Raw genomic sequence first — 11,772 nt, forward strand, 5'->3', positions numbered from 1 at the left:
AGGGTAACGTTGATCGCCCAGAGAGTCTCGACCACCCTCAGGGTGGCTGTCTTTGTGCCTGAGCACAGGGTTTGCAACCAAGGCCTGTGCGGGTGAACAACCCGTTCCATCACCGTCTTCAAGGATTACTTGCATGTTCGAACTCGATCACGACCTGGCCCAGGACATCGTCGACCGGGCGATGGCTATCCTGCCGTACAACGTCAACGTCATGGACAGCCAGGGCTTGATCCTGGGCAGCGGCGAGCCGGAGCGGGTCAACACCCGGCATGAAGGCGCGCAACTGGTCCTGGCCAATGGCCGGGTGGTGGAGATCGATGCGCAGACGGCGATTCATCTCAAGGGCGTGCAGCCGGGCATCAACCTGCCGCTTTTGCTGGACCAGCGCCTGATCGGCGTACTGGGCATCACCGGCGAACCCGAGCAACTGCGCACCTACGCCGAGCTGGTGCGCATGACCGCCGAAATGTTGGTGGGCCAGCGCAACCAGCAGGCCGAACAACAATGGCGTCGCCAGCGCTGCGATGATCTGCTGGCGTTGTTGCTCAGCGAAGCTGGGGATGCTCCGCGACTGGTCGATGAAGCAGCGCAGCTGGGCCTCAAGCCACAGATGACCCGGGTGCCGTACCTGTTCGAACTGGGCCTGGAGCACGCGCCAGGGCAAACCGTCGAGGCACTCAGCGCCTGGTTGACCACCCGTCATCCCGACAGTTGGTGCGTGAGTTCAGCCAAGACCTCGTTGCTCTGGTGCCGGCCGGCGAGCCAGACGGTTGAGAACGAGCGCTTGCTGGACAAACTCGACGGCCTGGGCTGGAACATCCTGCGCATTGCCGTGGGTGGGCAGGCCGATGGACTTTCGGGCTTGCGTCGCTGCTATCGCCGGGTCGGTGACTTGCTGGCCTACGGGCGCGAGGTGTTGCCGCGCTCCCGATTGCTGACGCTGAACCGTTATCGGCTGCCGGTGATGCTCTGGCGCCACCGCAACGACGACGCACTCGATGAGTTGCTCAATCCGCTACGCAAGGTCATTGCCAAGGACAACAACGGCCAGTTGCTGGCAACCCTGCGCAGCTGGTGCGAACACGACGGCCAGAGCCAGGCCTGCGCCGATGCGTTGGGCATCCATCGCAACAGCCTGCGTTACCGGATGGAGCGGATTGCCGAACTGAGCGGGGTTGATCCACTAAGATTGGACGGCATGCTCGCGTTGTACCTCGGCGTGCAACTGTTGCCCCAGACAGACACCCATCCATGAATCACACAACTCCCCCTGTGGTGGTGCACAGATTTGTGGACGATGCCGCTCCCGCCGGGTTTGTGGAAATGAACAATAATCCTCAACACCGCTTGTGCAGCGGACCGGCGTTATTGTTCATGGCGGCTGGCAGCATGTGGACATTGGAACTGGAGAATTCCCATGAAAATCGTGATCGCCCCCGACTCGTTCAAGGACAGCCTCAGCGCTCAAGGCGTGGCCGATGCCATTGCCTTGGGATTGGCGCAGGTCTGGCCTGATGCCCAACTGATCAAATGCCCTATGGCCGACGGTGGGGAAGGGACTGTCGAGTCAATCCTGGCCGCGTGCGAAGGCGAACAGCGCCGCACCGTGGTTCGAGGGCCGCTGGGGGCCACGGTGGAAGCCGCCTGGGGCTGGTTGCCGCAGAGCCACACCGCGATCATCGAAATGGCCGAGGCCAGCGGTTTGCAGTTAGTCCCGGTGGTGCAACGGGATGCGTGCATCAGCAGCACCTTCGGTACCGGGCAATTGATCCGCGCCGCGCTGGATGCCGGTGCACAACGGGTGATCCTGGCGATTGGCGGCAGTGCGACCAATGACGGCGGCGCCGGTGCCATGCAAGCCTTGGGCGTGAAATTGCTCGACGCCCAGGGGCAGACGCTGTCACCGGGCGGCCTCGCCCTTGCGCAATTGGCCCGCGTCGACCTGAGCGACATTGATCCGCGTCTGGCACAGGTGCGCTTCGACATCGCCGCCGACGTCAACAACCCGTTGTGCGGCCCCCACGGTGCCTCGGCGATTTTCGGCCCGCAAAAAGGCGCCTCGCCCGTGCAGGTCGAGCAACTGGACCGGGCCTTGGGGCACTTTGCCGACTATTGCGCGACTGCCTTGAACAACGACGTACGCGACGAGCCGGGCAGTGGCGCGGCGGGCGGCCTGGGGTTTGCCGCCAAGGCGTTCCTCGGTGCGCAATTCAAGGCGGGTGTTGAAGTGGTAGCCGAACTCGTGGGCTTGGCCGACGCCATTGCAGGCGCCGATCTGGTCATCACCGGTGAGGGGCGTTTCGATGCGCAAACCCTGCGCGGCAAGACGCCGTTTGGTGTGGCGCGGGTCGCCCGGGAACATGGCGTGCCGGTCATCGTCATCGCCGGCACGTTGGGCGAGGGCTATCAGGCACTGTACGAGCATGGTATCGACGCTGCGTTTGCCCTGGCGAGCGGGCCGATGACCCTGGACCAGGCCTGTGCCGAGGCGCCGCGCTTGCTGCGTGAGCGGGCAACTGATATCGCTCGTGTCTGGCGGATGGCTGTCCGCTGCGGCTGAGGGTTTTTCACAAAAGCCCCGATGGCAGTTTTGGCGGTGGATTTGCACGCCATGGTGGCGCGCTTCGTGATTTGAGATAGGGTTGTGGCTGGGAGCACCCGCGCGACAGGAGACCGACATGCGCTATTCAGCCTTGACCCAACGAATCGCCGGTGACGGAGCGGCGGCTTGGCAGATTCACGATCGAGCGCTGCAATTGCGCGAACAGGGCGTCGATGTCGTGCTGCTGTCAATTGGCGATCCCGATTTCGATACGCCGCAACCCATCGTGCAGGCCGCCATCGCCAGCCTGTTGGCCGGTGATACGCACTATCCTGAAGTGCGCGGCAGTCGAGGGCTGCGCGACAGCATTGCCCGGCGGCATCGGCACCGCAGCGGTCAGGCGGTAGATGCCGAGCATGTGATCGTCTTTCCGGGCGCGCAGTGTGCGGTGTATTCGGTGGCGCAATGCCTGCTCGATCCGGGCGATGAAGTGATTGTCGCCGAGCCGATGTACGTGACGTATGAGGGCGTGATCGGCGCTTGCGCGGCCACAGTGGTCCCGGTGCCAGTGTGCCCGCAGAACGGGTTTCGCGTTGACCCGGCAGATGTCGCGGCACGGATCACGGCAAAAACACGCGCCATCCTGCTCAACAGTCCGAACAATCCATCAGGCGCCAGTCTGTCGTTGCCGATCTGGCAGGAATTGGCAACGCTGTGCATTCGCCACGATTTGTGGCTGATCAGCGATGAGGTCTACAGCGACCTGCTGTACGAGGGTGAACACATCAGCCCGGCGAGTCTGCCGGGCATGGCCGAACGTACGGCGACAATCAACAGCCTGTCCAAGTCCCATGCCATGAGCGGTTGGCGGGTGGGTTGGGTGATCGGGCCCAAACCCATGGCCGGACACCTGGTCAATTTGTCGCTGAGCATGTTGTTCGGCATTCCGGATTTCGTGCAGAACGCTGCGCAGTTGGCGCTGGACCGGGACCTGCCGGAAGTGGCCTCGATGCGCGAAGAGTATCGCCAGCGCCGAGACCTGGTGTGTGCAAGTCTGAGCCAGTGTCCGGGCCTCAGGCCGATTCGCCCGGATGGCGGGATGTTCGTGATGGTCGATGTAGGCCAGACCGGGTTGTCGGCCCAGCGCTTCGCCGAACGACTGCTGGAAGACTATGGCGTGTCGGTACTGGCCGGTGAAGCTTTCGGGCCGAGTGCGGCGGGGCATATCCGCATCGGGTTGGTGGTGGATCAGATGAAGCTGGCTGATGCATGCCGGCGGATTGCTTTGTGTGCGACGGATTTGCTGGAGGTGCGGCGGGCCTGAGGTCGTTGTGTTGCGTGTGCGGGCCCCGTCGTCGGAACGCCGCCCAGAGCGAGCTTGCTCCGGGCGGCGTTCCGACGATAGCTATGAGGCAAACGCCAAATCCCTCAAGCCTTCCAGGCTTGAGCGTTGACTAAATTGGCCGGCCGTTCACCCGCCAGCGCCGCCAACAGGTTGTCCACCGCGCATCTGGCCATGGCTTCCCGTGTTTCATGGGTGGCCGAGCCGATATGCGGTGTTGCCACCACGTTGTTCAACTGCAACAACGGCGAGTCCTGATTCAACGGTTCGCGTTCGAATACATCCAGCCCGGCCGCGCGAATCTGGCCCGCACGCAAGGCTTCAATCAGTGCTGCTTCGTCCACCACTTTACCCCGTGAAATATTGATGAAGATGGTCTCGGGACGCATCAGGGCGAACTGTTCTGTGCCGATCAACCCTTCGGTTTCAGCGGTCAGCGGCAACGTCAGGCAAACGAAATCGGCCTGTTGCAACAGCTCCGGCAGGCTTCGATAGTGCGCATTGAACCGCTGTTCCACCGCCGGTTTCGGTGACTGGCTGTGATAAATCACCGGCATGCCAAACCCGAAATGCCCGCGCTGCGCGAGGGCCTCACCAATGCGACCCATGCCAATGATGCCCAGGGTTTTACCGTGCACGTCGCTGCCGAAATGCGTGGGGCCGATGTTGCGGGTCCAATTGCCTTCACGAATCATGTTTGCCAATTCCACTACGCGCCGGGCCGTTGCCAGGATCAGCGCGAAACCAGTGTCGGCGGTAGTTTCTGTCAATACATCCGGCGTGTTGCTGAGCAGGATGCGCCTCTCGGTCAGGTAGTCGATGTCGTAGTTATCGACACCCACCGAGACGCTGGCAATGGCTTGAAGGTTGGGTGCCAGATCGAGCAGTTCGGCATCCAGCTTCAGGCTGGCACCCAGCAAACCGTGGGCGCGGGGCAGGGCATCGCGCAGTTTGGCCAGGCCCTGGGCATCAAGGTTTTCGATCTGCGTCACTTCGGCCTGCTCGTGCAGGCGAGCCATCAACAGCGGCGAGAGTTTCTTGTACAGGACGACCTGCTTTTTCATCTTTGAGATCTCAACTTCAATTCAGGAATGTGCCGTGGCAGTGCGCGTTACTGTGGCCGTGGGCCGCTCCCGATCGCTGGCGCCGGGCTTGAGGCAAATGGTCAGCAGCACCGAGCACATCAGCGCGCCGCTCATCAACAGGTACGAGGCGCCGGGCGAGCCGGTGGAGCTGTTCAGGTAGCCGACCAGATAGGAACCGCCAAAGGAACCGAGGGCGCCCATGCTGTTGATCAGCGCCATGGCGCCGCCCGCGACGTTGGCCGGGAGGATCTCCGGAATGATTGCGAAGAACGGTCCGTAAGGCGCGTACATGCAGGCACCGGCAATCACCAGCAGGGTGTAGGACCCCCAGAAGTGTTCGGCACCCAAGGCGTAGGAACCATAGAAGGTCGGAGGCAATCAGCAGTGGCGGCCAGACGAAACGTTTACGTTTTTGCAGCTTGTCCGAACCCCAGGACACCAGCAGCATGCCGATCACCGCCGCCAGGTACGGCAGCGCCGACAGCCAGCCGGCCTGGACCATGTCCATCTGCGCGCCGGCCTTGAGGATAGACGGCAGCCACAACACGAAGCCGTACACGCCAATGCTCCAGCAGAAAAACTGCAGTGCCAGGATGATCACTTTGGGTGAGCGGAACGCTTCGGCGTAGTTCTTCACGGCCTTGATGCCGACCTGTTCTGCGGCCAGTGCGCTTTCCAGGTCCTGTTTTTCCTGATCGTTGAGCCACTTGGCTTGTGACGGACGATCATCGGCCAGACGCCACCAGATGAATGCCCACAACACCGCTGGCAAACCTTCGACGATGAACATCCAGCGCCAGCTGTAATGCTGCACCAGATAGCCCGAGACCACCGACATCCACAGCATGGTCACCGGGTTGCCGAGGATCAGGAAGGTGTTGGCCCGCGAGCGTTCGGCGCGGGTGAACCAGTGGCACAGGTAGATCAGCATCGCCGGCATCACTGCCGCTTCGACCACGCCGAGCATGAAGCGGATGACGATCAGCCAGTAGGCATTGGAGACAATCCCGGTCAACGTCGCCAGGCTGCCCCAGAGGATCAGGCTGACGAAAATCAGCTTCTTCACACTGTGTTTCTGCGCGTAGATCGCGCCGGGTACCTGGAAGAAAAAGTAGCCGAGGAAGAACAGCGCGCCGAGCATCGACGACAGGCCTGGTGTGATCATCAGGTCTGCCGCCATGCCGGACGCGGCGGCGAACCCATAGTTGGCGCGATCCAGATACGCCAGGCTATAGGTAATGAACACGATGGGCATGATGTACCACCAGCGGCGGGTGGCGAGCGTTGCGGTTTTCATGGTGGTGCTCCTGAGCTTGTTGTTTTTGTCGCAGCAGGTAACGGTTTGAATCTTCGGTGCCTTTACTGGCCTCATCGCGAGCAGGCTCGCTCCTACATTGGATCTAAGGTCGACATAAATCCCGTGTAGGAGCGAGCCTGCTCGCGATGGCGGCCTCAAATTCGCTGACCATTTCGGATCGGGTAGGCAACCCCTCCATATCCCCCCGGCTCTGCACCGCCCGGCTGCCAATCCAGTTGGCGCGTTTCACGGCCTCGACAACGCTTTGGTTTTCCAACAGCGCGCTGATCATGCCCACGGCAAAACCATCGCCGGCGCCCACCGTATCGACCACTGTTTGCACCGGTACGCCAGCCACGAAACCTTGATCAAGATGTGTGCGGTAGTAAGCCCCGTGTGGGCCAAGCTTGATCGCCACGGCTTCGGCGCCTTGGTCAAGGTAGAAGGCGGCGATGTCGGCCGGGTCTTCGAAACCGCTCAGCAAGCGACCTTCGCTCAACCCCGGCAGCACCCAATGGGCGAGGGCGGCGAGGCGGTTGATCTCGGTGATCATTTGTTGCTCGCTGGCCCACAGGCTCGGGCGCAGGTTCGGGTCGAAGGACACACTGCGCCCGGCCTCGCGCATGCGGGTCATCAACTCGAACGACATCTGCCGCGCCGACTCCGACAGCGCCGGGGGAATGCCGGTGGCGTGCAGGTGTCGGGCCTTGAGCAATTCGGGCACGATCGAGTGCGGCGACAGGTGGCTGGCCGCCGAACCACGGCGGAAGTACTCGACCACCGGATCGCTGCCGTCGTCGGTGCGGGACTTGAGTTGAAATCCGGTCGGGTGGACGGTGTCGATGTCGACGTGGCGGCAATCCAGGCCTTGTTTTTCCAGGGTGTCGACCACGAACCGGCCCAACGAATCGGCACCGACACGGCTCAGCCATGCCACGTTGAATCCCAGACGGGAAAGACCAATGGCGACGTTGCTGTCAGCCCCGGCAATGCGTTTGTGGAAAGCGCCGACGCTGGCCAGGTCACCAGCCTGCTCGGCGACGAACATCGCCATGGTCTCGCCGAACGACAGAATATCGATCTTAGACATGAGCACTCTCCAGCTGCGATTGGCCGAGGTGGGCGAGGGCGGTAACGTGCTCGGTGGTCAGTTGCACCAGGTCATCGCCTTGCAGCGGATATTCCGCGGCCCGCATAACACCTTGGGCCATGTGCCGCAGCAGGTGTTCCCACTGTTGCAGGTCACTGACGGCGGGTGGGATAGCGACCAGTTTGCCGTCGGCGCGGCGGGTCACCGCTTTGCAGTGCACGTAACCGACGTGACGTCCGAGCAAGCGCGCGGCGCTGGCGGCGGACTGGTCCTGCCAGTGCCAATTGCCGATATCGAAGGTCATCTTGATCGGCAACTGGTGCTGCTCGACGTCCGCGAAAAAACGCTGGAAGGGTTCAATGCGGCCGCCGTGCAGGGTCTGGTCGTTTTCCACCAGCAACTGCACGGCGCTTTCGCCCAGCACACGGGCGAGAGTTTGCAGATCGCTGTTGTCGGTGAAATAGCCCAGCGACACCTTCAGCCATTTGGCGCCGAATGCCTGGGCGCGTTGCAGGGCCGTGATCAGTTCGGCGTTGGGTTTGGATTGCCCGGCCAGCCATAGCTCCATGGGCGACGAATACACGCTCTGCAGGCCCTCTGCTTGAGTGGCATCGGCCAGTTGAGCGGGGTCCTCGATGGTCAGCAACTCTTCGCGCCACTCAATGCGCGTGGCGCCGGCGGCGGCGAGAATCTCGATGAAGCTGCCCTGGCCGCGTTGACGCACAAGGTCGGCGCCGTAGCTGGAAAGGCTGATGGAAACGGCTGGTTTGTTCATTGTTTTTCTATCTCTGAAACCGGTTTCATTTTTGTTCAAAAAAATTTTCAGTGCTACTTGGGGCCCCTTCGCGAGCAGGCTCGCGAAGGGGCCTTAACATTCAACGCAAATTCCCAAGGGTCGACCCCCGCACAACCAGCCGCGCGGAAAAATCCAGCGTCCGCACCGCCCCGTCATCCCCACGCAACCGCTTGAGCAGACACTCAAAGGCACTGGCGCCCATCTCGGTGGTCGGCTGCGCGAGGGCGGTAATACCACTGCCCACCAACGGGTACCAATCCAAGTCATCGAGGGCGATCAAGCCCACGTCATCGAACAGGTTGCACTTGAGTTCACGCAATGCATGGGTGCTGGCTAGCGCTGCAATCCCGTTCGCGCAAAACAGCGCCTTCGGGCCGGGGCCAGGCGTGTCGAGGAAGGATTTCAATTGTGCGGTCAGTTCGCTGCCGGTTTCGATGTGCGTGCCGCGAAGCGCCGGGCGTTGCTCGATTTGCGCCTTGAAGCTGCTGACCCGCTCAATCCGCGAACTGGTGCCATCAAGCGGCTCAGTCACTAGCAACACATCGCAATAACCGCGTTCTTCAAGGTGGTTAAGGGCCATGTCTATGGCCTGCGGGTTGTTCAGCCCGACCATATCGCTTTCAAGGTTCTCCACCTTGCGATCCACCAGTACCAGGGGCATTTCCCGGTGCAGTTCGTGCAATTCGTCACGATGATGACCGAGGGTGTTCACGATCAGGCCTTCGATGTTGTACGAGCGCAGCAGGGCCAGGTGCTGGCGCTCTTGCTCGTCGTCGCGGTCGGTGTTGCACACCACCAGGCTATAGCCGTGCTGACGGCAGGCGGTTTCCACCCCGTGCATCACGGCAATTGAATAAGGGTTGCGGATATCGGCCACCAGCATGCCGATCAGGCGGGTGCGCCCGCGTTTCAGGCCGCGGGCCATCTGGTTCGGGCGATAGCCGAGTTCGGCAATTGCCTGTTCGATGCGCAGGGCAATGGCATCGGAGAGCAGGGCGCGATCATCGCCGATGAACCGCGAAACGCTGGCCTTGGAGACCTTGGCGTGTTCGGCCACGTCGAGCATGGTCACGCGGCTGCGCTGAGCGGCGGAGAAATCGTTCACGGTCTGAAACCTTCTTATTGGATTTATAAGGTCAAGTGCTTCGTGAGACAGCACTGAAACCGGTTTCAGGAGACACCAAAAGCCATTTCACCGTCAAGCCCTGGATGATTGATTGTCGAACAATGAACGACAAGTGGCCGTCAGGCCAACACGCTCAACCACGCAGAACCCAGCAATAACAGGCCCATGCTGCGATTGAAGCGTTGCATGGCACGGGGTGAGCGCAACCAGCGGCTTGAACCGGCACCGAGCATCGCCCAGACCGCGAGACATGGCAGGGAAACCAGAAAAAACACCAGCGACAAATACGCCACCTGCACTGCGCGATGCTCGCCACCCACGGCGAATACGCTGACCACCGCCAGCGCCATCATCCAGGTTTTCGGGTTGACCAGTTGCAGGCTGGCGGCGCCCACCCATCCGAGGCGCGCTTCGCTGTTGCGGTCGGCAATGGCTGTCGCCGGGGCGCTGAAAATCTGCCAGGCCAGATAACTCAGCCACGCCACGCCGGCCCATTGCATGATGCCTTGCACAGCGGGCCACGCGGTCAATGATGAACCGATACCCGTGCCCACCAGCAACACAAGAGTCGCAGCACTGGCACAGGCGCCGACGATGATCGGCACAGCCGCGACCCACCCGTATCGAGCGCTGTTGCTCAGCACCAGAATATTGGTCGGGCCGGGGGTGATCGAAGCCACGAAGGCAAACAGCAGGAAAGGCAGTAACGTCGGGAACGAGGGCAGCATCGCGGGCTAACTCCGGTGAAGATCAGTGAAGTCGATCTTCACTATCCCGGGCTTATCTGTCTGGAAGATTTGAGCAGCGTTTGCGGTACAGCGCTGGCGTCAGGCCGTAGGCGCGCATGAACCAGCGCCCCAGATGGCTCTGATCAGCAAAGCCCAGCGCCATCGCCACCGCGGCCGGTTGTTCGCCACGGGCCAGCAGGCGGCGGGCGGTGGCCAGGCGCAATTGCACCAGATACGCGTGGGGTGCCATGCCATAGGCAGCCTTGAACGCGCGGGTCAGGCGGAAGCGGTCGACGCCTGTGACGGCTGCCAGTTGATCGAGGCCGATGTCGTATTGCGCGTTGGCATGCAGGTATTCCCGGGCTTTCTGCGCCACTCGCGGCAGACGCGGGTCCTGGCCATCGCGGGCGCGCCAGTGCAAGTGGCTGGTCAGGCGTTCGAGCAAACCGTCAAGGGCGGTCTGGCGGACAATCTTCAGTTCACCGCGATGCAGGGTTTCAAACGCCAGGCTGGTGGCCTGGGCCAGACGCGCATCGCTGGCCAGGGTGGCGGCGAAGCTGAGCTGGCTGTTGTCGGGGGCATGATCGAACACGGCGCCGAGTTCACGCTGCAACCACTGTGGGTCGAGGTACAGCATGCGGTAGGTGAAACCGTCGGCGGTCGGGGCTTCGCCGTCATGGATGTCACCGGGTTCCAGCAGAAACACCTTGCCCGGCGTGCTCTGGTGCCTGGCCCGTCGGCAATTGAATTGTTGCAACCCTTGCTCGGTGACGCCCACCAGATAGCTGTCATGCCAGTGCGGGTCGTAGGCGTGGCCTTCGAAATGCGCGCGCAGGGTCTCGATGCCGGTGTCGGCATCCTGGGCCAGGTCGATCCAGTTGTGAGCGCTCATGGGGCACCTGCGAAACGGTTTGCCGGGCTATTTAACGCCTTGACCGAGGGCCATGCCTAGAACGTTTGTGCAGTCATCAACCGAACAGTCCTGCCGCGATGTTGATCGAGAACCCGAGAATGGCGGTGTTGAACACAAAACCGATCAACGACTGCGCGAGCACGATCTTGCGCATGTCCCGGGTGGCCACGCCGACATCCGAGGTTTGCACCGCCACGCCGATGGTGAACGAAAAGTACAGGAAGTCCCAGTAGTTGGGGGTCGTCAGCCCTTCGGCAAAACGCAGCGCCGGCTCCTTGCCGTCCCAGATGTAATACAGCCGGGCGTAATGCAGGCTGAAGATGACCCCGATCAGCAGCCATGAACCGATGACGGTCAGCGCAGTGAAGCCGTAATGCAAAAGCTTGCGCGTGGTTTCCAGGTCTTTGCTGCCAGCCAGTTCGAAGGTAATGGTCGCCAGGCTTGCCAGTGCCGCAATGCACACCAGTGCCAGCACCAGCCCGGCGTTTTCGTCTTCGATTTCGGCGATGCGTTTTACGTCAGGCGCCTTCGAGCGCACGGTGAGCCAGAGCATCAGCAGCAGGTAGATCCAGACGCCGGCATTCCAGCCGATGAGGATCTTGCCGATCGGCGAATCGGCCGGAACCAGAATGCCCACCGCGATGCCCAGCAGGATGGCGGTGGACAGGCGAGGGTGGGTGCGCGCGAGGAAGATCATGGAGGCTCGACGGGTTGGGGCTATGCAGTCACCTTATCCCAGGTGACCCCAATCTTGAAATCAACGCGCCCCTTGTAGGAGCGAGCTTGCTCGCGATGGTCGTTAACGATAACGCGTGTCTGCTGGATAAACGCGGTGCCTGGGAGTCCATCGCGA

The 11,772-nt window shown here is 61.9% G+C and carries 10 protein-coding genes and 1 pseudogene; 3 read left to right on the forward strand and 8 right to left on the reverse strand.

Annotated elements, in window-relative coordinates:
• Positions 1-133 precede the first annotated feature (133 nt).
• The 3 genes from KGA85_RS07310 (at position 134) to KGA85_RS07320 (ending at position 3,866) form a co-directional block, all read left to right on the forward strand.
• The gene (locus KGA85_RS07310) at positions 134-1,255 is read left to right on the forward strand and encodes a sugar diacid recognition domain-containing protein (RefSeq protein ID WP_223531525.1); all 1,122 of its coding nucleotides are present in this window, start codon (positions 134-136) and stop codon (positions 1,253-1,255) included.
• 162 nt (positions 1,256-1,417) lie between these two features.
• A complete protein-coding gene (locus tag KGA85_RS07315) occupies positions 1,418-2,560 on the forward strand; it encodes a glycerate kinase (protein ID WP_223460784.1) in 1,143 nt (380 codons plus the stop codon).
• A gap of 118 nt (positions 2,561-2,678) precedes the next feature.
• Positions 2,679-3,866, forward strand: a complete 1,188-nt coding sequence (locus KGA85_RS07320; protein WP_223531524.1) for a pyridoxal phosphate-dependent aminotransferase — start codon at positions 2,679-2,681, stop codon at positions 3,864-3,866.
• A gap of 104 nt (positions 3,867-3,970) precedes the next feature.
• Here the strand turns inward: KGA85_RS07320 and KGA85_RS07325 are convergent, their stop codons facing one another.
• The 8 genes and pseudogenes from KGA85_RS07325 to KGA85_RS07360 all read right to left on the reverse strand — a co-directional run bounded on the left by KGA85_RS07325 (position 3,971) and on the right by KGA85_RS07360 (position 11,616).
• Entirely contained in the window at positions 3,971-4,948 is a 978-nt protein-coding gene (locus KGA85_RS07325; protein WP_223531523.1) for a 2-hydroxyacid dehydrogenase, read from the reverse strand.
• A 21-nt stretch (positions 4,949-4,969) separates the two neighbouring features.
• A pseudogene (locus KGA85_RS07330) lies at positions 4,970-6,266 on the reverse strand (MFS transporter).
• A 103-nt stretch (positions 6,267-6,369) separates the two neighbouring features.
• Positions 6,370-7,356, reverse strand: a complete 987-nt coding sequence (locus tag KGA85_RS07335; RefSeq protein WP_223460776.1) for a sugar kinase — start codon at positions 7,354-7,356, stop codon at positions 6,370-6,372.
• Positions 7,349-8,131 (reverse strand): sugar phosphate isomerase/epimerase family protein, encoded by a 783-nt coding sequence (locus KGA85_RS07340; RefSeq protein ID WP_223460774.1) that lies wholly within the window; start codon positions 8,129-8,131, stop codon positions 7,349-7,351. Before KGA85_RS07340 ends, KGA85_RS07335 begins: the two co-directional genes overlap by 8 nt.
• Before the next feature lie 100 nt (positions 8,132-8,231).
• Positions 8,232-9,257 carry a LacI family DNA-binding transcriptional regulator gene (locus KGA85_RS07345; protein WP_317848722.1) on the reverse strand — a complete coding sequence of 342 codons (1,026 nt, stop codon included), beginning with the start codon at positions 9,255-9,257 and terminating at the stop codon, positions 8,232-8,234.
• Between the two features lie 140 nt (positions 9,258-9,397).
• Entirely contained in the window at positions 9,398-10,006 is a 609-nt protein-coding gene (locus KGA85_RS07350; RefSeq protein ID WP_223460773.1) for a LysE family translocator, read from the reverse strand.
• 52 nt (positions 10,007-10,058) lie between these two features.
• Entirely contained in the window at positions 10,059-10,898 is an 840-nt protein-coding gene (locus KGA85_RS07355) for an AraC family transcriptional regulator (protein ID WP_223460771.1), read from the reverse strand.
• A 76-nt stretch (positions 10,899-10,974) separates the two neighbouring features.
• Complete coding sequence (locus KGA85_RS07360; protein ID WP_223543027.1) at positions 10,975-11,616, reverse strand: DUF1345 domain-containing protein; 642 nt, start codon at positions 11,614-11,616, stop codon at positions 10,975-10,977.
• Positions 11,617-11,772 lie beyond the last annotated feature (156 nt).

The organism is Pseudomonas sp. GL-B-12 (genome assembly GCF_019955895.1).
Lineage (GTDB): Bacteria > Pseudomonadota > Gammaproteobacteria > Pseudomonadales > Pseudomonadaceae > Aquipseudomonas.